Source organism: Sphingomonas segetis (assembly GCF_009720245.1).
Lineage (GTDB): Bacteria > Pseudomonadota > Alphaproteobacteria > Sphingomonadales > Sphingomonadaceae > Sphingomicrobium > Sphingomicrobium segetis.
Genome location: NZ_WJSQ01000328.1, coordinates 1 through 514 on the forward strand (window position 1 = coordinate 1; position 514 = coordinate 514).

1 pseudogene is annotated in these 514 nt (G+C 73.5%); it reads right to left on the minus strand.

Features of this window, described 5'->3' with window-relative positions:
* A pseudogene (locus tag GH737_RS15055) lies at positions 1–514 on the minus strand (hypothetical protein); the annotation flags it as partial.

The following is a 514-nucleotide window of genomic DNA, read 5'->3' on the forward strand; positions in this document are numbered from 1 at the left end:
CGGCCGGCTCGACCCGGGCGGCGCCCCGGATCCGTTCCCTGTGCCGGGCGAGCTCGCCCGCCGCCCACCCGCTCGAATCGGTGTCCGCGGCGAGGGCGCCAAGCGCCGGACCGATCAGGGCGACGACCGAGACATCGGGCTCGAGCAGTTGGGGATCGAAGCGATGGCTGGTCAGCTCGAGCGCCTTGATCCCCTTGTAGCGCCAGGCCTGCGGCGGCCCCTCCACCGGATCGAACCCGTAGAGGAGGACGAGATCGGCATCGCGGACCAGCGGTTCCTCGGCGACCCCGCCGGCATAGAGGCCCATCGCCAGCGGGTGCGCTTCGGGCATCGCGCCCTTGGCCTTGTAGGTGGTCAAAACGGGACAGCCGCTCTGCTCGACGAACCGCCGGAGCGCCGCGGAGGCATCGGCGGAGCGCGCCTGGAGGCCGGCGATCAGGAGCGGGCGTTTCGCCGCGCCGAGCAGGGCTCGAGCGGACTCGGGCGCGCCTTGAGCGACGGGGCCGCCGGGTAC